This is a genomic window from Nissabacter sp. SGAir0207, assembly GCF_005491205.1.
Lineage (GTDB): Bacteria > Pseudomonadota > Gammaproteobacteria > Enterobacterales > Enterobacteriaceae > Chimaeribacter.
Genome location: NZ_CP028036.1, coordinates 96,209 through 112,293 on the forward strand (window position 1 = coordinate 96,209; position 16,085 = coordinate 112,293).

The 16,085-nt window shown below is 55.5% G+C and carries 18 protein-coding genes and 1 pseudogene; 10 read left to right on the top strand and 9 right to left on the bottom strand.

The annotated features are described in order from the left end of the window. The first annotated feature begins 13 nt into the window (after nt 1-13). Nucleotides 14-865, top strand: coding sequence for a ketopantoate reductase family protein (locus tag C1N62_RS18200; RefSeq protein WP_137765143.1), 852 nt, complete (start codon nt 14-16; stop codon nt 863-865). 238 nt (nt 866-1,103) lie between these two features. Here the strand turns inward: C1N62_RS18200 and C1N62_RS18205 are convergent, their stop codons facing one another. Together C1N62_RS18205 and C1N62_RS18210 are read right to left on the bottom strand one after the other, a co-directional pair. Further along, on the bottom strand, nt 1,104-1,673 hold the full coding sequence (locus tag C1N62_RS18205) for a DUF4142 domain-containing protein (protein ID WP_137765144.1): 570 nt from the start codon (nt 1,671-1,673) through the stop codon (nt 1,104-1,106). 223 nt (nt 1,674-1,896) lie between these two features. Beyond that, nucleotides 1,897-2,571, bottom strand: a complete 675-nt coding sequence (locus C1N62_RS18210; protein ID WP_137765323.1) for a GntR family transcriptional regulator — start codon at nt 2,569-2,571, stop codon at nt 1,897-1,899. 115 nt (nt 2,572-2,686) lie between these two features. Here C1N62_RS18210 and C1N62_RS18215 point away from each other — a divergent pair, with 115 nt between their 5' ends. From C1N62_RS18215 to C1N62_RS18230, 4 genes are read left to right on the top strand one after another with little or no spacing between them, the layout of a single operon-like run. Beyond that, entirely contained in the window at nt 2,687-3,367 is a 681-nt protein-coding gene (locus C1N62_RS18215; protein WP_137765145.1) for a DUF2848 domain-containing protein, read from the top strand. An 11-nt stretch (nt 3,368-3,378) separates the two neighbouring features. After that, complete coding sequence (locus C1N62_RS18220; RefSeq protein WP_137765146.1) at nt 3,379-4,713, top strand: amidase; 1,335 nt, start codon at nt 3,379-3,381, stop codon at nt 4,711-4,713. Continuing rightward, a complete protein-coding gene (locus C1N62_RS18225; RefSeq protein WP_137765147.1) occupies nt 4,713-5,345 on the top strand; it encodes a DUF4286 family protein in 633 nt (210 codons plus the stop codon). The genes C1N62_RS18220 and C1N62_RS18225 overlap by 1 nt, the downstream gene beginning before the upstream one ends. After that, nucleotides 5,338-6,648: an MFS transporter gene (locus C1N62_RS18230; RefSeq protein WP_137765148.1), complete on the top strand. Its 1,311-nt coding sequence runs from the start codon at nt 5,338-5,340 to the stop codon at nt 6,646-6,648. Before C1N62_RS18225 ends, C1N62_RS18230 begins: the two co-directional genes overlap by 8 nt. Nucleotides 6,649-6,758: 110 nt before the next feature. Here the strand turns inward: C1N62_RS18230 and C1N62_RS18235 are convergent. Next, nucleotides 6,759-7,124, bottom strand: a pseudogene (locus C1N62_RS18235) (alpha-hydroxy-acid oxidizing protein); the annotation flags it as partial. Nucleotides 7,125-7,138: 14 nt separating this feature from the next. Continuing rightward, nucleotides 7,139-7,771 carry an NADPH-dependent F420 reductase gene (locus tag C1N62_RS18240; protein ID WP_137765149.1) on the bottom strand — a complete coding sequence of 211 codons (633 nt, stop codon included), beginning with the start codon at nt 7,769-7,771 and terminating at the stop codon, nt 7,139-7,141. 105 nt (nt 7,772-7,876) lie between these two features. Between C1N62_RS18240 and C1N62_RS18245 the strand changes: the two genes are divergently transcribed. Continuing rightward, complete coding sequence (locus C1N62_RS18245; protein WP_137765150.1) at nt 7,877-8,764, top strand: LysR family transcriptional regulator; 888 nt, start codon at nt 7,877-7,879, stop codon at nt 8,762-8,764. 402 nt (nt 8,765-9,166) lie between these two features. Here the strand turns inward: C1N62_RS18245 and C1N62_RS18255 are convergent, their stop codons facing one another. Then, a complete protein-coding gene (locus C1N62_RS18255; RefSeq protein WP_101826943.1) occupies nt 9,167-10,072 on the bottom strand; it encodes a LysR family transcriptional regulator in 906 nt (301 codons plus the stop codon). Nucleotides 10,073-10,170: 98 nt separating this feature from the next. Between C1N62_RS18255 and C1N62_RS18260 the strand changes: the two genes are divergently transcribed. Genes C1N62_RS18260 through arsH form a run of 4 tightly spaced genes read left to right on the top strand, consistent with a single transcriptional unit; the run spans nt 10,171 to nt 13,021 of the window. After that, nucleotides 10,171-10,698 (top strand): GNAT family N-acetyltransferase, encoded by a 528-nt coding sequence (locus C1N62_RS18260; protein WP_014606056.1) that lies wholly within the window; start codon nt 10,171-10,173, stop codon nt 10,696-10,698. Beyond that, nucleotides 10,695-11,921: an MFS transporter gene (locus tag C1N62_RS18265; protein WP_137765151.1), complete on the top strand. Its 1,227-nt coding sequence runs from the start codon at nt 10,695-10,697 to the stop codon at nt 11,919-11,921. Before C1N62_RS18260 ends, C1N62_RS18265 begins: the two co-directional genes overlap by 4 nt. A gap of 48 nt (nt 11,922-11,969) precedes the next feature. Next, a complete protein-coding gene (locus C1N62_RS18270; RefSeq protein WP_028722790.1) occupies nt 11,970-12,302 on the top strand; it encodes a helix-turn-helix transcriptional regulator in 333 nt (110 codons plus the stop codon). A 5-nt stretch (nt 12,303-12,307) separates the two neighbouring features. Continuing rightward, entirely contained in the window at nt 12,308-13,021 is a 714-nt protein-coding gene (gene arsH, locus C1N62_RS18275; RefSeq protein WP_028722789.1) for an arsenical resistance protein ArsH, read from the top strand. Between the two features lie 66 nt (nt 13,022-13,087). On the opposite strand, the gene arsC is transcribed toward arsH, so the two are convergent. The 4 genes from arsC to cadR all read right to left on the bottom strand — a co-directional run bounded on the left by arsC (nt 13,088) and on the right by cadR (nt 16,015). Then, nucleotides 13,088-13,516 (bottom strand): glutaredoxin-dependent arsenate reductase, encoded by a 429-nt coding sequence (gene arsC / locus C1N62_RS18280; RefSeq protein WP_028722307.1) that lies wholly within the window; start codon nt 13,514-13,516, stop codon nt 13,088-13,090. A gap of 43 nt (nt 13,517-13,559) precedes the next feature. Further along, nucleotides 13,560-14,849, bottom strand: coding sequence for an arsenic transporter (locus tag C1N62_RS18285; protein ID WP_019106253.1), 1,290 nt, complete (start codon nt 14,847-14,849; stop codon nt 13,560-13,562). A gap of 90 nt (nt 14,850-14,939) precedes the next feature. Continuing rightward, complete coding sequence (locus C1N62_RS18290) at nt 14,940-15,293, bottom strand: metalloregulator ArsR/SmtB family transcription factor (protein ID WP_028722306.1); 354 nt, start codon at nt 15,291-15,293, stop codon at nt 14,940-14,942. Between the two features lie 263 nt (nt 15,294-15,556). After that, entirely contained in the window at nt 15,557-16,015 is a 459-nt protein-coding gene (cadR, locus tag C1N62_RS18295; protein WP_033755771.1) for a Cd(II)/Pb(II)-responsive transcriptional regulator, read from the bottom strand. Nucleotides 16,016-16,085 lie beyond the last annotated feature (70 nt).

Consider the following 16,085-nt stretch of genomic DNA (forward strand, 5'->3'; position numbering starts at 1 on the left):
TAAACTCACCGCCATGAAAATTTCACTGATAGGCGCAGGCCGCATTGGCAGCGCAATAGCCTTTTCTCTGAGCAAGGCCGGACATGATGTCACTCTGGTGGCGCGGGGTGCCCGTTTCGATCATCTAAGGCGTCATGGCACCCTGATGACCACACAGGGTGACTGTGCGCCGGTGAAGGCGGTTTCATCGCTTTTAACGGACATTGTGTATGATCTGGTCATCGTCACGGTGCCAGAACATCAGATTCAGCCCCTTTTGGCGGATCTATCAACATGTTCGGCGAAGCAGGTTCTGTTCATGTTTAACACGTTCCGTGGCTGTGAGCCTTACCGGGCAGGGGTAGGGGTGGCGCGTTTCGCGTTCGGGTTTCCGAATATGGCGGCTTCCCTGCATGATCACCGGTTGAGTTTTCGGGCCGATGGCCCCGGTATGGTCAGTACGCTAACGGATCATGCGCTGGTCAGCCTTTTCAAAGACGCAGGTCTGCCGGCTGAATATGAAAGCGATATGGACGCCTTTCTGCGCAGCCATGTGGCGCTGGCCGTACCGTTTTTTCTCGCCGCGCTTAGCACCTGGAACCGAAATTACGGACTGACATGGCGCGAGGCGCGGAAATTGGAGAAAGTCTGGGGCATTGGCTTTGCGCTGGTGAAAAGTCTCGGGCACCCTTTCAGACCGAACATGATCGCGATGCTGTCACGTATGCCCTCCCTCATGCGGGCTGCTTTTCTATGGGGATTTAGCCGGACAGAGCTGGTTCGGCAGACGGGAGCATTTGGCCCGGAAGAATCACGCTGGTTGCTGGACGACATGGCAGCCGCTTCGCCCGCGCGTGCCGCCGAGCTAAGGGTTTTCCGCCCCTAATGTAATGAATGACGCTTTGTCTGCTGAGGCGAGGCCTCACATCGCAGCGTAGAGTGAGTGCCAATTTGCGACGGCACAGGAGCGAGCATTGGTCGGCACTTTTACCTTTAGGGCCGTCCCGATGCTTCACCCTGACAACAATGACACTCTTGTCGTGATTTTCTGCAACACGTTTAACCAAGGGCAGCCCATGTCGCAGGCGCGTATGCCCATCGAACCACCTGTTCGCTGACTTGGGTTACATCGACATCTCTTGGGCGGACTTCAGGTGCTGTTCAACCACCGGCGTGTGCGCCTCGGCCAGTGCCTTCACATCCGGGTCTGTGATATTTTTGGCGTCACTCTGCAACTCCGACAGCACCATCTTGTGGTCTTTGGTGCCGGCATTTTCCATATACATCTTGTCAAATTCGCTGCCGCTCTGCTCTTCAAGTTTGGTGGCCATGGCCTTGTGTTTCGCGTCCGGCTCCGTCGGCAGTGCTACGCCTTTTTGCTGGGCGACCGTCTGTACCTTGGTCAAGGCACTGCCGTGGTCTTCGATCATCTTCTGAGCGAATGCTTTGACGTTGCTGCTTTGGGCTTTACTCAGCGCGATCTTGGCGGCGGCGATCTCGTTGATATTGGCCTGCGCCATATCCTTTATCGCTTTTTCATCACCGGCGCTGAGTGTGGCGCCCGACGCGGCCTGGCTGGCGGCACTGCCCTGCGCGGCGCTTGCTGGCGCCTGGGCTTGCACGCCGACAGCACTGAACATCGCCACGACTGCCGATGCGGCAAGCAGCCCTTTCAAGGTTTTACTTTTTTGCATTTTGCTCTCCTGATGGTCATGGGGAGGCTGGGGGCAGGTAATTCACTCTGCGCAGCCTCGTATGCACATTGCAACTGCACTAGTCAGTATAGTGGCTCAATGAGTTAAGGCAGCGGAAATGCCGGGGAGCTGAAGAGTGCGGATCGGGCTTCTCGCCCAACGTGGCGGTCTTATCGCATTTTGGCAGGGGCTACGCCTCTGCCAGATGCTGGCGCAGTGGGTGTTATGCGGAGAGCAGGGCGCGCTTGAATGAGAAGATATGCGCCCGCGCGGCTTCGGCGGCGCGCTGCGTATCGCCAGATGCCAGCGCGGCAATGATTTCATTATGTTCGGCGATCACTTCATCCATATGTGCCACGTTGGAAAGGGTAGTGGCCCAAAAGCGCTGTGCTTGCGCATGGATCACGCTAAGGATATCGACCAGACGACGATTGCCCGCAATCTCGGCCAACGCCTGATGGAATTCGCGGTCCAGCAGCATCATCTGCTCGCGGCTGCGTAACTGGCTTGCCTCGGCAATTTGCTGATTAAGGTATCGCAGGTGTTGAAGCTGTGCTTCCCCCACCTTCTGGCTGGCCAGCTCAACACAGAGGGTTTCATTGACCAGCCGCACCTCAATTAACTCCAGCGCATCATCAATCGATAAGGGTGCCACCATGACCCCCTTGCGCGGAATAATTTGCAGCAGACCTTCGGTCGCGAGGCGATGAACCGCCTGATTCACCGGCGTACGGCCGATCTCTAAATCATCCATCACCTGCGCGGTGTTCAGGTACTCGCCGGGTTTGTAGCGCAGCGTAATTAACCTATGCCTGAAGGCCAGATAGGCTTGCTCATTGAGGGAGAGGGCCTTATCAACACTGCCTGATTTTACCTTTGCCGCCATAGATTCACTCATCACCACCATCCTGTTTGTTGCCCTGAAGACATAGTACACAAAAATCTGGCATGAAAATCGCTTAGTTGAAATTAGTGTGAAATTTCACTGTAATTTTTCAATCGGAGGTTTTCTCATGCACTTGCAGTTCATAACCGGCGACAAAGCCGCGACCACCCTGAACGTCAACGTTACGCATTTCATTATTGCCGGTTGGGCCGGCCGCGATATGGAGGCGGTGCTGCACCATATCAGGGAGTTGGAGGCACTCGGCGTGCCCGCTCCCGGTGCAGTGCCGCTCTTTTACCGCGTCGCGACCAACCAGCTCAGCCAGCAAGCGCAACTTGAAGTGGTTGGCGAGCAGACCTCCGGCGAAGCCGAACCGTTTGTCTTCTCATACCGCGGCGAGTTGTGGGTTTCCCTCACGTCGGATCACACCGACCGCCATCTGGAAACCTTCAGTGTCGCGCTCTCCAAGCAGGCGTGTATCAAGCCGGTCGCCAGCACTGCGTGGCGCATGAGTGACGTCGCCGCACATTGGGATGCGCTTGAACTTACATCATGGATCAAAGAACAGGGCGAATGGGTGGTTTATCAGCAGGGCACGCTGGCATCACTGCTAACACCACAGGATTTGCTCGCACGCTATCTCAACGGCGGCGTAGCGGAAGAGGGCGTTGCAATGTCCTGCGGCACGCTGGGCGCAATTGGCGGTATCCGCCCATCCAGCGAATTCCGTATGGCGCTACATGATCCGGTGCTCAACCGCACGCTGGAACACGCTTATAGCACCGGCGCACTGCCGGTGGTGGCATAAGGAGAGTGCCGATGACCACACTCTGGCAAGCAAGCCAACAGTTGCAGAGCGGTGATGCCACGCCCGACGCCTTCACTGAAGCCGCGTTGCAGGCCGCGCACGATCCTGAACAACAGGGCGCATTGGTGTTCACCCAACGCTACACCGCCTCGGGCAGCCCGGCCAAGGCCCGCTGGCAAGCGAAGCAGGCGTTAAGCGCAATCGATGGATTGCCGATCAGCATCAAGGATCTGTTCGATGTCAAAGGCGAGGCGACAACGGCCGGTTCACGTTTGCTGGCTGATGCGCCGGTTGCGGCCGCCAATGCCAGCGTCGTCGATAAGCTGCTGCACGCGGGTGCCGCCATCGTCGGCAAAACCAATATGACGGAGTTCGCTTTCTCAGGCTTGGGTATCAACCCCCATTACGGCACGCCAGTCAATCCGTGGCAGCGCGATCAGCAGCGCATTCCGGGCGGCTCCTCCTCTGGCGCCGCCGTTGCGGTGGCTGAGGGCATGTGCCTTGGCGCGGTGGGCACCGATACCGGCGGTTCGGTGCGCATTCCTGCCGCACTGTGTGGCCTGACCGGTTTCAAACCCACGGCTAAGCGCATCAACCAAACCGGCACCTTGCCGCTGTCAACTTCACTCGACAGCATTGGCGTCATCGCTGATGACGTGCGCAGTTGCTGGTTGCTGGATAGCATCATTGCCGACCAGCCACTGGCGCTACAGTCGCTTGACCTGCATGACGCGCGTTTTGCCGTGCCGCAAACGCGTGTGCTGGAGGGGCTGGATCAGCATGTGGCGCAGGCCTGGCAGCGTGCCATCACTATCCTGAGGCAGGCTGGCGCTACGATTATCGACATCGCTTTGCCTGAGCTGGATGCGCTGAACGCCATGAATGCGCGAGGCGGCATCACGGCGTATGAAGCCTGGCAGTGGCATAAAAACACCGCCCAAGCACAACCTGATGCGTACGATCCCCATGTGTTGGCGCGCGTCCAGCGCGGCAGCCCTCTCACCGAGCAGGATGCGGCTGAGCTTTACCAGCAGCGCAGCGCCTGGCAGAAACGCATCAACGCGGCATTGGGCGATGTTAATGCGCTCATCATGCCCACCGTTCCTCTTATCGCACCGACCATTGCGTCACTCAATGATGCACAGCGCTACATGGAGGTTAACGCGTTGATGCTACGTAACCCCAGCATTATCAACATGCTGGACGGTTGTGCCCTCTCTTTACCCTGCCACCAACCCGGCAGTGCACCGGTTGGCCTGAGCCTTGCTTCGATTCATGGTGATGACGCCCGCTTAATCAGCTGGGCGCTGGCCGTGGAAACTGCCCTTAACTGGAGATCCCGATAATGACTCAACCCCACGGCATGTTGTTTGTCGCCACCAACGTTGGCGCTGAAGATGAAGCAGACTTTAACCAATGGTATGACCATGAACACGTAGAGGAGCGCGTAGCGATCAAGGGATTTTTGAGCGGGACACGGTATCAGGCAGTAAACGCCGAGCGTAAATATCTTGGTTTGTATGAAACCGACTCGCTGGAAGCCTTTACCAGCGCCGATTATCACGCCGCCTTCACGCGCCAGACGGCGTGGTCGGTGAAGAATCTGCAAAAAATGGTGAACCCAATGCGCCGGGTGAGCGCAATAGTGCATAAGCATGGCAAGGGCACGGGCAACCAGTTGGCGGTGCTGACACTGCAAGCGATCGATGCCAATGCGTTAAGCGCCTGGCAACAGCAGATAAGCCAGACGCCGGGCTACATCGCCTCCAGCGTGCTGCTGCCTGATGGCAACTTGAGTTCGCCATTACCGAAGGAGAGCCAGCAGCACCGCACCATGCAGCCGATGCTGTTGATTCATTGCAGCGATGCGCCCTGTTGCGATCGCCTTGCCGCCGACGCGGCACAGGCTTTTGCAGGAGACATCCAACGTTACGCTCTCAACTGGCAGTTAACGAAACAGGAGTTGGCACATGGCTGATACCCCTTCTCTGCAACAGACGGTGCGCGCTGAGCGCACCAAGTCACAAACCGGGCGTCTGGCGGCCGCCAGTTCGATTGGCACCGCGCTGGAGTGGTACGACTTTACCGTTTACAACATCATGGCCGCGTTGGTGTTCAACCATGTGTTTTTCCCCAGTTTTGACCCGCTGGTTGGCACCATTCTGGCGTTCTCGACCTATGCGGTCGGCTACATCTCACGTCCGCTGGGTGGTTTCGTGTTCGGGCACCTTGGTGATGTGGCGGGGCGTAAAGCCGTGTTGATCATCACGCTGGTCATCATGGGCGTGACCACGGCGTTAATGGGCCTGCTGCCCGGCTATGCGGTATGGGGCATCTGGAGCCCGATTCTGTTAGTCGCACTGCGTTTTGTGCAGGGCATTGCGCTGGGCGGTGAGTGGGCAGGAGCCGTGTTGTTATCGATGGAACATGGTGATGCCAATAAACGCGGGCGTAATGCCTCGTTTGCACAGGTCGGCCCCTCCTGCGGCACGCTGATTGGTACCGGCTTTATTACGCTGGTCACGGTGATGATGAGCGCGGATCAGTTTCAGGCATGGGGCTGGCGCATTCCCTTCTTGCTCAGCCTGTTACTGGTGATCTTTGGCCTGTGGCTGCGCCGTGGTGTAGAAGAGACACCGACCTTTGTCGCGATGCAGGCCCAGGAGAAAACCACGCACACGCCGTTGAAAGAGGTGTTCGTCAACTACCCGAAGCAGTTGTTGATCGCGGGTGGCTCACGTATTGGCTCGGATGTGCTTTACGCGCTGGTGGTGGTGTTTACGCTGACCTATGTCACGACCGTACTGCAATTGCCGCGCCCGTTGGCGTTAATGGCAACGATGCTGGGCGCGATAGGTAACGCGATTACGGTGCCAATGTTTGGCGCGCTTTCAGACAAGTGGGGACGACGCCCGGTGTACATCACTGGTGCGCTGCTGGCGATGGTCTGGTCGTTTCTGTTCTTTGTGTTGCTAGATAGCACGCAACCGGTACTGATCGTGCTGGCAGTCATTGGCGGATTGCTGATACACGCGATGATGTACGGCCCGCAGGCGGCGTTTGTCACTGAGCAGTTCCCTGACCACGTGCGGTACGCGGGCTCCTCACTGGCATACACGTTGGCGGGCATTATCGGCGGCGGTTTTGCGCCACTGATCATCACCACGTTATTCAAGGAGATGGGTAGCACGCTGTGGGTTTCCCTGTACGTCTGCCTGGCGCTGGCGATTACGCTGTTTGCTTTATGGAAAGCCAAAGAGACCGCGCATCGCCCGGATTGATCATTAAATGGCGAAGGATTGCCATTATTTGGTCGGCCCAGCCCAATTATTGGGCGCGTCCAGCGCGCCTCAATGCCATTCTGCCGTCGGAGCGGCCGGCATCACCCGCATCAGCCAGACTGGCGGAGATACGCGGGTGACAGATCCTCGACTGACGTGCAGCCAATCTGAGCGAGAGTGCGATCGATATCCTCTTTAAGCAGTCTTATGACATCGTCAACCCCGTGCTGCCCGCGCGCTGCCAGCCCATAAAGTGTCGCCCTGCCCAATAACGCCATCTCTGCGCCAAGACACAGTGCCTTGACGATGTCTGATCCGCGACGGAATCCGCTATCAACCAGGATCGGTTGCTCAATCCGGCTGGCGACGTCAGGCAGGGTCTCAATCGGTGCCAGGTTATATTCAAGCTGACGCCCCCCATGATTGGAGAGGATAACCCCGTCGGCACCATAGGCGACGCATAACTCTGCGTCTTCTTACACCGTAAGAACTATTGTGGCCTTACCGCCCCTTCCAGCGCCGCCCTTAATTCACTGTCTGTCATTCGCACACAATACGTCGGCATTCCGCGCTCAAAGCGCCAGCCTTCGGAAAGAGCGCCTGCATCTACAGCGTCAAAACCAAAGGCGTCATACAGCGCAATGACTGCGTTTTTCGTTTCGGTATCATCACCTGCCAGCGGCAAAGCGCGACGTTGTGGATCGCCAGCCGGCAAGCCTTCGTTTTCGAGATCGGTCATCTGAATCGCATTAAACGCTTTGGTGATTTTCGACTGCGGCAGAAAACCGGCGAGGTATTCACTGGTGGTTGTGCTCCGGCTATCAAGTTCAGCTACCTGCCCGTCGCGCTCAGGATAATAATTCACCGCGTCGATCACCGGTTTACCGGCAATCTCCGCCACCGGCAGTTGCCCGATAGCCGTCAGCGGCACAGCAATCATCACGATATCCCCAAATGCCGCAGCTTCGGCCGCCGTACCGATTTTACTGCCGATCATCGGCTTAAGGCTGAACAGCGTTTGCGGCCCACGAGAATTGCTGAGCATCACCTGATATCCGGCTTTTATCGCCAGTTTAGCTACCGCTCTGCCTACAAATCCTGCACCAATAATGCCTATTTTCATGATTATCACCTTTCATTTTGTTGTTGATAGGCTAAGAATAATTCCACACTCAATATTGATAAATGTTCGCTATCGACACAGACAAACAACAAATAAGAGGGAATCGTGGATCGTTTAACCAGCATGAATGTATTCGTCAAAACCGCTGACCTGGGCTCTTTCGCGTCAGCAGCAGAAGCGTTACGTATTTCTCCGCAGATGGTGGCGAAGCATATTGCGCGGCTGGAATCCCGGCTAGGGACGGCATTGATCAACCGTACGACGCGGCGTCAGCACCTGACAGACATTGGGCGCAGCTATTATGAACGCTGTAAAATCGTTCTTTCTGAGGCCGAGGCTGCGGATGCCATCGCGCTGGAAATGAAAGCCACGCCCTCCGGCACGCTACGCGTTAATGCGCCGGTAACATTCGGCACGTCATCGCTGGCGCCGTTCATTACGCACTATCTGGCGCAATTTCCCGAAACGCAGGTGGAGCTGACGCTCAGCGACCGGATGGTCGATCCGGTTGAGGAAGGTTACGAGGTGATTCTGCGGATTGGGGAACTCAGCGACAGCCAGATGATTGCTTATCCGCTGCGGCCCTACCGGCTGATTGCCTGTGCATCGCCCGATTATCTCGCGCAGAATGGCGTGCCGGAAACACCTACTGAGCTCGCCGCGCATTCGTGTCTGGTTTACGGTATCTGGTCACCTCAGGCTCCCTGCCGCTGGCAATTTCATAAGGATGGTAAAATGCAGGAGACCCAGCCGGAAGGCCGTCTGCGATCCAACGACTGGCGCGCGCTGTTGCACGCTGCCGTAAACGGATACGGTGTCACACTGGGGCCGGAAGATGTACTGAGTGAAGAAATCAGGGCGGGACGACTGGTTCAGGTGTTGCCTGATTACGAAGGACCTTCGCGACCAATGCATGTGCTGACACCCGCGGGATTACGCCAAACGGTGAAGATCCGTAGTTTTATTCAGGCAGTACAAAAGGCATTTAGCTGAACCGATAAAGTTGAGCACCGGAGAAACGCGCTTTCCAAGGTAAATCTGGTCTTACTGGTTAGCCCAGAATAGGCACATAGTGTCACCGGAGTCATAAAAATGCCCTTGGCTGGGTCGTAAGCAGTAGGGAATTGTTGGGCAAACCACTGTCATTGCCTAATCTGTCTGTTCGGACCCATCTGGCACACTCCCAGCTATCAGAAATATTAAATCGGTAGTTACAAACATCCAGAAATTATCAAGTATTTAAAAGGAGATTCATTTATTCCCAGACTGACCGTCATTGTGAGCGTACTGTCAATGTCCGCTCTGTGCCAGAAGCGGACGTTGGTAGCTGGTAAAAGCTGTAGTGATACTTCGCCGGAGAGAGTAGACCTGTCCGGTTTAGATATCGAAGAATATTTATCTGATTTCGTTTTTTGCAAAACTGCTGTTTAGGTTTTTCAGCACTTCATTGATACCTCTGCTTACAATCCGGTCTTCCCGCATGACTGTCCCGAGAGTCCGGTGAAGAGAGGGCGTCACAGAGTAAAGATCGAGCCCCGATCTTTCCTCAATGCATGCAACGGACATTCTGGGAACAATGCTGTAGCCAAGACCGGCACGGACCATTCTTTTAATAGCTTCGATACTGCCAAGCTCCATGACCGGGCAGGCAATATGTCCCGTCTCCCGGAACCACTGGTCAATCAGGGCGCGTGTCCCGCTTCCCGGTTCAAAGATAATCAGCGGCAGCGGCAACAAAGCGCCCGGATTCCATATTTTCGCACTCGGCTCTGATGCATCCTTTTCCATGATGACAACAAACTCATCCGTACCCAGCGGGATGATGCTCAGGTTTTTACCTGCAGCTGGCAGAGTCACCAGGCCAATATCTATACGATTTTCCTCCACGCCCCGCACTATATCGGAAGTGTTACCTGTGCGTACGTCCACCTTCAGCAGGGGATGGGCCTGCCGCAGTTGCTGTAGTAAGGGGGGAAGTAAATGAATACAGGCCGTTGCGCCTGTGCCAACAGTAACAGTGCCGGTTATCTCATCAGAATGCTGGCACACCGATTCAACTGCTGTACTTACCACTGCATCAATTTTCATGCTGTGCTCAACGAGAGTCAGCCCGGCTGGCGTGGGCCTTACTCCCCGGCTGGTTCGCTCAATAAGCCGGACCTGAAGCGCCTGCTCCAGTTGTCTTATATGCAGGCTCACTGCCGGCTGCGACAGACCAAGTGCTTCAGCCGCCCCGGAGAAACTGCCCCGGCTGACGACCAGTCTGAAAGTAGCCAGGTGATCGAGGTTCAGGTTTGTCATGCCAAAATTTTCCTTATGCCGCTGATAAGTCCTGCTGCCTGTCTGAAATTGTTCATTCCGGTTAGTCTCTGCTTATGACCGCAGAAGGAGCCGTACCGATGGAAATAACCGAAGCAGATGAACGACATATTCCTGCCATCCAGCAGATTTATGCTTATCACGTATTGCATGGCACCGCCACTTTTGAAACTGAACCGCCGGATCCGGCTGAAATGACAGCCCGCCTGAAAAAGGTGCGTGCAGCAGGACTGCCCTGGTTTGTGGCTGTTGAGGACGGCAATGTCCGCGGATACTGCTACCTGTCACTCTACCGGGAACGGTGTGCCTACAGATTCACCCTGGAGAATTCTGTATATATTGCCCCCAATTTTCAGGGCCAGGGGATCGGAAAAAAGTTGTTATTGAGTGCGGTCACATGGGCAGAGGACCGTAGCTTTCGCCAGCTCGTGGCCGTAGTTGGAAACAGCGAAAATAGCGCCTCTCTTGCCCTGCATCGCGCGGCAGGCTTCAGCATTACAGGAACGCTCAGATCTGTGGGCTTCAAGCACGGACGCTGGCTTGATACGGTCATCCTGCAGCGTACGCTCGGGCAGGGCGACGCCACATTTCCGGAGAGCACGGGTTGACTGACGGGTATCTGACAGGCCGCACCATTTTCTGCATTGGCATGACGCAGCTAATCAACTGGGGTATCACATTCTATATGCCGGGGGTCTTCGGGACCGCCATCATGTCGGAGACAGGCCGGTCACCAGTTGTGACATTCTCCGGGCTGACTATTGCCATGCTTGTTATGGGGCTTGTCTCGCCACTTACCGGCCCCCTTATAGCACGTACCGGCGGGCGTACGGTGATGATGGTGGGAACCTTCGTCATAGTCCTCGGTTGTTTTCTGATGGCTTTTACCCATTCAACCACATCGTGGGTTGCCGTCTGGCTCCTGATGGGAGCTGGCATGCGACTTGCCCTGTATGATGCCGCATTTGCGCTGCTTGTAGAAATTGCAGGCGCAGAGGCCCGCCGGGCAATCACCCTGGTCACACTGCTGGGTGGTCTCGCGTCAGTCGCGTTCTGGCCTGCTGGCGCTGCGCTACTGCACTTTACCGACTGGCGGCATGCCATTATCGTTTACGGCTGTGCAGGCATTGTCAGCCTGCTTTTTTTGACCACCGTTCCGGCAGGTTATCGGCGTCAACCTCCCGTTGCCGGGCAGCCCGCTCTTCAGGCGATCGGACCAGCAGAAGACCGGAAAGCCTTTATCAGCGGCCTGTGGTACGCCACGTTGATAGCGCTGATAAGCTTTGTTTCCACCGGCGTGTCCGCTCATTTTCCTCAGATACTGGCCGCTTATGGTATGCCCGCCGTAGCGGGTATGTTGTGGGGGGTGGGACAGGTGAGCGCCAGACTGCTGGACGTGGCTTCCGGTGCACGTACTTCAGCGATCCGTCTGAGCCTGTTTACCGGCATTATTCTGCCATTATGCTTTTTGGTTGGCCTTGCAGGGAATGTTACCCCGGTGGCTACAGCCATCTTTATTCTGAGTTACGGGGCTGTAAACGGACTGAGTACGATCATTAAGGCCGTCCTGCCTCTTGTGCTGTTTGATCCGCAGCAGTATGCCCGTAAAACAGGCTTACTGCTGTCACCCGCTTTTTTGCTCGCGGCGCTCGCGCCGTCAGTTTACGCAATACTGCTGGAGCAATACGGCACACCCGGCACGCTGCTTTTATCTGCCATCCTTACCCTGTTCATCATGGCGATTTCCATAGTGATCTGGCGTCGTCATCCTTCCTCTGCTGGACCGAACCGGGATAAGGGCGAGCCATCCATTCCGGGGAAAAATATTTGACGCTGATTATATTTCTATTATTCTGGAAATATAGTTCAAGGAGGGCGTATGGATTTAAAAACAGCAGCAAATGCGCTTCGGGAGCTGGGGCACCCGACCCGTCTTAGCGTATACCGGGAGCTGGTGAGAGCGGGTCATGACGGCCTGCCAGTCGGTGTTCTGCAGAAGCGCCTCGGTATTCCGCCCTCCACGCTCAGTCATCATATTTCGGCGCTGATGTCCGCGGGCCTGATCAGCCAGGAACGGCAGAGCCGTACCTTGTTTTGCAGACCTTGCTATACGCAGCTTGAACAACTGATGGCCTTTCTTACAGAGGAATGCTGCGCAGGCAGTAGCTGCAGCCTGTCACCCGCGACGACTCACAAAGAGACCTCATTGTGAATAACATGAACGATACCCTGAAAAATGTTGATACTTCACTCCTGGACGTGCCGCTGACGGAAGATAAGCTGAGGGCTGCAGAAGTGGCGCACCCGCCCCGCATTCTGATGCTCTACGGCTCGCTGCGGGAACGATCTTATAGCCGGCTGACGACGGAAGAAGCCGCCCGGCTGCTGACGGCAATGGGTGCAGAGGTCAAAATTTTTAATCCGTCCGGTCTGCCGCTGCCTGATGATGCCCCTGAAACGCATCCCAAAGTTGTGGAACTGCGCGAACTGGTTCTCTGGTCGGAAGGCATGGTATGGTGCTCCCCGGAGCGTCACGGCGCTATGACCGGCATCATGAAGGCGCAGATTGACTGGATACCGCTGACGTCAGGTGCGGTTCGCCCGTCGCAGGGAAAAACCCTGGCTGTCATGCAGGTCAGCGGCGGCTCGCAGTCTTTCAACGCAGTTAATCAGATGCGCATTCTGGGGCGCTGGATGCGTATGATTACTATCCCGAATCAGTCATCCGTGGCAAAAGCCTGGGCTGAATTTGATGAAGATGGTCGCATGAAGCCTTCGCCTTACTACGATCGCATCGTGGACGTAATGGAGGAGCTGATGAAGTTCACTCTGTTGACGCGCGGGCGCAGTGACTACCTGACCGATCGCTACAGCGAAAGGAAAGAAAGTACCGCGCAGCTCTCTGAGCGGGTTAATCAGCGCAGTATATGAAAAAAGCCGGCATCTGCCGGCTTCTGTTTTTGCGTCTCCCTTCCTGCCGGCAGCACACTGAAAAAATCAGTGGCTCATCCGGTTTCCGTGTTCATCAATGACTTTTTCGCCGTCCTCTTTCGTAAATGCTCCCTGCTGCGGGTCAGGCAGAATGTCCAGAACCGCTTCAGACGGACGACAGAGTCTTGTGCCGAGCGGCGTCACAACCACGGGGCGGTTTATGAGGATAGGGTGAGCCAGCATCGCATTCAGCAGTTCATCATCGTTGAACCGGTCTTCTGCCAGCCCCAGCTGCTCATACGGCTCTGTATTTTTGCGCAGCAGGGCGCGTGCGCTAATACCCATATCAGCTATCAGCTTTTTAAGCTCGTCGCGGGATGGTGGCATCTCCAGATACAAAATCACTGTTGGCTCCACGCCACTGTTACGGATAAGCGCCAGAGTATTACGGGACGTTCCGCAGGCCGGATTGTGATAAATAGTGATATCAGTCATAAACGGTACTCCGTTAAGGAGCTGCACAGACGCAGCCCCGGGGTTAAGGTTGAAAAGACAGGCGCAGGGCCAGCGCCGCCAGCGTCACAAAAAGTACCGGCAGGGTCATCACAATGCCCACGCGGAAGTAGTAGCCCCAGCTGATGGTGATGTTTTTCTGAGCCAGCACGTGCAGCCACAGCAGTGTCGCCAGGCTGCCGATGGGTGTGATTTTCGGGCCGAGATCGCAGCCGATGATGTTGGCGTATACCATTGCCTCTTTCACCACACCCTGAGCCGTGCTGCCGTCAATCGAAAGCGCGCCAACCAGCACGGTAGGCATGTTGTTCATTACGGAAGAGAGTGCCGCAGTCAGGAAGCCGGTGCCAAGTGTGGCACCCCAGACGCCGTGCTCAGCAAAACGGTTCAAAGCAGCAGAGAGGTAATCCGTCAGGCCGGCGTTACGCAGGCCATATACCACGAGGTACATGCCCAGCGAGAAAATGACTATCTGCCAGGGCGCGCCTTTCAGCACTTTGCGGGTGTCGATAACCTGTCCTTTTTGGGCAACCAGCCAGAGAACAAACGCCCCTACCGCTGCTACCAGGCTGACCGGTACTCCAAGGGGCTCAAGGCCGAAAAATCCGACCAGCAGCAGAAGTAAAACAAACCATCCGGCCCGAAAGGTGCGCATGTCGCGTATAGCTTCCGCTGGCGCTTTCAGCTTCGCCAGGTCATAGGTTGCCGGGATCTCTTTGCGGAAAAACAGATGCAGCATCACCAGCGTAGCCACCACGGAAGCAATATTCACCGGCACCATGACGGAAGCATACTCACTGAAGCCCAGCTTAAAGAAGTCCGCCGTGACGATGTTGACCAGGTTCGACACGATTAGCGGCAGGCTGGAAGTGTCAGCGATAAAGCCCGCTGCCATTACAAATGCCAGCGTGGCAGCCGGACTGAAGCCCAGCGCCAGGAGCATGGCAATAACGATTGGCGTCAGGATAAGCGCCGCGCCGTCATTGGCGAACAGCGATGCCACTGCCGCGCCCAGCAGAATAATATAGGTGAACAGCAGTCTTCCTCTGCCGCCTCCCCAGCGGGAAACATGGAGTGCTGCCCACTCAAAAAAGCCGGACTCATCTAACAGCAGGCTGATGATGATGACCGCAATAAACGTGGCCGTCGCATTCCAGACAATCTGCCATACGGCAGGAATATCACCGATATGCACCACGCCGGTCATTAGCGCCAGAGCGCCCCCGATAACGGCACTCCAGCCAATACTCAGTCCTTTCGGCTGCCAGATAACCAGTACCAGCGTCAGAACAAAAATCGCACCCGCCAGAAACATATACTCTCCTTTAATACTGCACCTGTCAGGCCTGGCGCAGAGAACTTAAAAATATACATATGGGAAAACACATATGAATAGTTAAAAAATTTAAATGCAGATTGGCTTGCCGTTGGTGGTTACATTGTCCCGCTCAGCCTGCTGGCTGAGCTGCAGGATGTCATCCCGCTGGCACAGATAAGCCTGTTCAATTACAGCTGCCGCCCAGACGGGCATATGAGGTGACAGTCGGTAATGAATCCACTTGCCATCACGCCTGTCGATAAGCAGACCGGCGTCCCGGAGTAACGCAAGATGACGGGAAATTTTTGGCTGAGATTCTCTGAGAGTAGTTGTGAGTTCGCAGACGCAAAGTTCTCCCTTTTCCCGCAGCAACAGCACCAGACTGAGCCGTGTTTCGTCAGAAAGCGTTTTGAAAAGCTGTAGAGGATTAAGCTGAAGCATTACAACTCCTGTTTAACAAACAGTGAGCAGTATCGCTAAGTAGGGGGTAGCGAGCAACTATACATTCGGTAAAACATATATTTTTGGTGGTTTTTTATCTTGCAGGTCAGATATAGAGTACGTCGATAAATAAGTTGTAATCGATCAAGGTCCGCTCCTCGCTCATAGCGGACCTCCAGCTCAGTCAGCATGTCCGCTCTGTGCCAGAAGCGGACGTTATCTTTTAATTAAAACGGCTCGTTACAGAGCCTGCTCTTAAAAAATTAATGCGGATGGCTGCCGGCAAGATGGCCAGAAGAAATAACGGGAAGGACATCATCCGACTCATCTGCCTGCTCCAGTTCGCGCAAAATGCCACAGTCGCGCGTTGCACGGTTGGCGTTACAATGACTCTGCAGCTCGCACAACTGCGTTTCCAGCATATTAAGTTCACGAATACGGGCCTGTACATGAAGAAGGTGCTCGTTTATAAGGTCGTTAACCATACCGCAATCTGCATCAGGCTGACTGCGTGCCTGCAGCAGCACCCGGATTTCTTCATGGGTCATATCCAGCGCCCGACAGCGGCGGATAAACATCAGTCTTTCCAGATGGGCACTGTCATAGTGACGGTAGTTATTTGCCTGGTCACGTAATGCTGCCTGCAGCAGCCCCTCACGCTCATAATAACGCACCGTCTCTACCGGACAGCCTGCCTGCCGGGCCAGTTCGCCAATTTTCATAACTTTTTCCTTGTACACTTGACCCTGTAGTTACTTCAGGGTCTTTAATGCCAGTATATGCTATGAACGA

Coding starts and splice junctions, on each gene's coding strand:
- C1N62_RS18200 (WP_137765143.1), top strand. CDS start 14: ATGAAAATTTCACTGATAGGCGCAGGCCGCATTGGCAGCGCAATAGCC.
- C1N62_RS18205 (WP_137765144.1), bottom strand. CDS start 1,673: ATGCAAAAAAGTAAAACCTTGAAAGGGCTGCTTGCCGCATCGGCAGTC.
- C1N62_RS18210 (WP_137765323.1), bottom strand. CDS start 2,571: ATGAGTGAATCTATGGCGGCAAAGGTAAAATCAGGCAGTGTTGATAAG.
- C1N62_RS18215 (WP_137765145.1), top strand. CDS start 2,687: ATGCACTTGCAGTTCATAACCGGCGACAAAGCCGCGACCACCCTGAAC.
- C1N62_RS18220 (WP_137765146.1), top strand. CDS start 3,379: ATGACCACACTCTGGCAAGCAAGCCAACAGTTGCAGAGCGGTGATGCC.
- C1N62_RS18225 (WP_137765147.1), top strand. CDS start 4,713: ATGACTCAACCCCACGGCATGTTGTTTGTCGCCACCAACGTTGGCGCT.
- C1N62_RS18230 (WP_137765148.1), top strand. CDS start 5,338: ATGGCTGATACCCCTTCTCTGCAACAGACGGTGCGCGCTGAGCGCACC.
- C1N62_RS18240 (WP_137765149.1), bottom strand. CDS start 7,771: ATGAAAATAGGCATTATTGGTGCAGGATTTGTAGGCAGAGCGGTAGCT.
- C1N62_RS18255 (WP_101826943.1), bottom strand. CDS start 10,072: ATGACAAACCTGAACCTCGATCACCTGGCTACTTTCAGACTGGTCGTC.
- C1N62_RS18260 (WP_014606056.1), top strand. CDS start 10,171: ATGGAAATAACCGAAGCAGATGAACGACATATTCCTGCCATCCAGCAG.
- C1N62_RS18270 (WP_028722790.1), top strand. CDS start 11,970: ATGGATTTAAAAACAGCAGCAAATGCGCTTCGGGAGCTGGGGCACCCG.
- arsH (WP_028722789.1), top strand. CDS start 12,308: ATGAACGATACCCTGAAAAATGTTGATACTTCACTCCTGGACGTGCCG.
- arsC (WP_028722307.1), bottom strand. CDS start 13,516: ATGACTGATATCACTATTTATCACAATCCGGCCTGCGGAACGTCCCGT.
- C1N62_RS18285 (WP_019106253.1), bottom strand. CDS start 14,849: ATGTTTCTGGCGGGTGCGATTTTTGTTCTGACGCTGGTACTGGTTATC.
- C1N62_RS18290 (WP_028722306.1), bottom strand. CDS start 15,293: ATGCTTCAGCTTAATCCTCTACAGCTTTTCAAAACGCTTTCTGACGAA.
- cadR (WP_033755771.1), bottom strand. CDS start 16,015: ATGAAAATTGGCGAACTGGCCCGGCAGGCAGGCTGTCCGGTAGAGACG.